Origin of the sequence: Bartonella queenslandensis AUST/NH15, from assembly GCF_000312585.1 — a bacterium.
GTDB classification, from domain to species: domain Bacteria; phylum Pseudomonadota; class Alphaproteobacteria; order Rhizobiales; family Rhizobiaceae; genus Bartonella; species Bartonella queenslandensis_A.
Window position 1 is genome coordinate 7,951 of record NZ_HE998014.1, and the last position, 2,115, is coordinate 10,065.

The 2,115-nt window shown below is 36.9% G+C and carries 1 protein-coding gene; it reads right to left on the reverse strand.

Annotation, left to right across the window (positions count from 1 at the left end; all coding sequences use genetic code 11):
• A partial coding sequence (lldD, locus tag BN338_RS09040; protein ID WP_039761276.1) for an FMN-dependent L-lactate dehydrogenase LldD occupies positions 1 to 1,134 on the reverse strand: 1,134 nt, incomplete at its 3' end.
• Positions 1,135 to 2,115: the final 981 nt, after the last annotated feature.

Genomic DNA, 2,115 nt, shown 5'->3' on the forward strand with positions numbered 1-2,115 from the left:
TGTATTCACTAAGCTTTCACGTGTAATCTCTTTGAGTGTCTGAGCACCAGTCAATGTCATAGCAACCCGCATTTCATTGGCAAAAAGATCAAGCAGGTGAGCAACACCTTTCTCACCTGCTGCTGCGAGTGCATAAACATAAGCACGACCAATCATAACGGCATCCGCGCCTTGCGTGATCATGCGTACAACATCAAGTCCAGAACGCACACCAGAATCTGCTAAAATAACCAAATCATTCTTTACAGCCTCGGCAATTGCTGGTAATGCTCTCGCCGTTGATAAAACACCATCGAGTTGGCGCCCGCCATGATTGGAAACAACAATACCATCAGCACCAAATTGTACTGCTTCTCGTGCATCTTCTGGATCAAGAATGCCTTTCAAAATCATTTTTCCCTTCCAGAAATCTCGAATCCATTGTAGATCATGCCAACCAATTGATGGATCAAAATTTGCCCCAAGCCAACCAACATAATCATCCAATGCAATTTTCTTTTTGAGATAAGTGGAAACATTTCCAAGATCATGGGGATGCCCCATAATACCAACATTCCAAGCCCAATGTGGATGCGTAAAAGCTTGTAAAAAACGGCGTAATCCAGCATAAGGACCAGACATCCCCGAATGCGCATCACGATAACGTGCACCAGGAACTGGCATATCAACGGTAAAAACCAACGTGCGAACACCAGATGCCCAAGCCCGCTCTAATACATCACGCATGAAGCCGCGATCTTTGAGAACATAAAGTTGAAACCAAAATGCACCTCCAACCACTTCCTGCACTTCTGCAATGGGACAAACTGAAACAGAAGATAGAGTAAAAGGAATCCCTTTTGCCGCTGCAGCACGCGCTGCTTGTACTTCACCACGACGTGCATACATGCCCGTTAGCCCAACAGGTGCAAGAACAATCGGTAGGTCAAGTCTCTGCTCAAAAAGCTTGATTGAAAGATCAACTGCACCAACTTGCCTTAGAATCCTTTGACGCAAAGCAAGAGCTTGAAGATCTGTACAATTACGTCGCAGTGTTTCTTCAGCATAAGCCCCACCATCAATATAGTGAAAAAGAAAAGGAGGGAGCCGACGTTTTGCTGCCTTCCGATAATCGAATGTTGAAGAAATAATCATTGATGGCATCATTGTTCCTACATGAAAAGGGAAAACACCCTAAAACGCATAAAAGCCCCTGATATCTCCTTTGATATCCTCACAAAATGCTCTATTGAATAGATAGAGATAACAGGGATCGCCACTTTCTAAAAAAACTAATTGATAAAAACAACGTCTTTCTTTCTCTTTTCCCACTTTAAAATATCACAGCATAGAGTAGGATTGATAATGTATGCACTCATACATTATTCTTGTACAATTGAAGTACTATAATTTCTGTAAATAGATACCTCTTCGAAAGCTATTACTTCACCAATTGGTTTGTTGTAATTTAAAGTCGTCTCTTCCTCCAAAGAGTCCTTACATTATCTTTTTATAAGAATAGAAAATCTATACTCATTAAGTATAAACCATAATTTCCCAAAAATATGAAAAAAAATTTTAATTAGTACTTTAAATAAAAATGTCGCGCATTTTCAGAAATTTTATCATATTAATTCAAAAATCATGATCTATTACTTTTTGATGAAAGTTTATAAAAATATACAATGTCTAATTCACATAAAGCATAAAAAACTTTTAATATTCATCATCATAGAAATTATTCACCTTTAGTTGAATAATTTTCTGGCAATACTATATCTTGAGGTTATAAAATTGTTATTAAAATGTAGTGAATAGCAGCACCCAGCCTTGCCCATTTTTTTGAAAAACAAATAAGCTATTGTTATATCCAATTTTAGTAAGCTATTGATTTATTATCATAATACATATGGATAACATATTGAATAAGAATTGAATATAATAAAAATCTTTCATTTTAGCTCTTTTTACGATGAAACAATTGAAACTATTCTTTTTCTCATCATAAACGGAACTCGTATGAATAAAAACCCTTCAAAAAGAAGTAGAAACGCCTCTCATATCCTCTAAAATCAAAGGCAGTCATAACTTGTAAAACTAAAAATAGAGTGCAGGATGCCGATTTTGTGAAGAAGA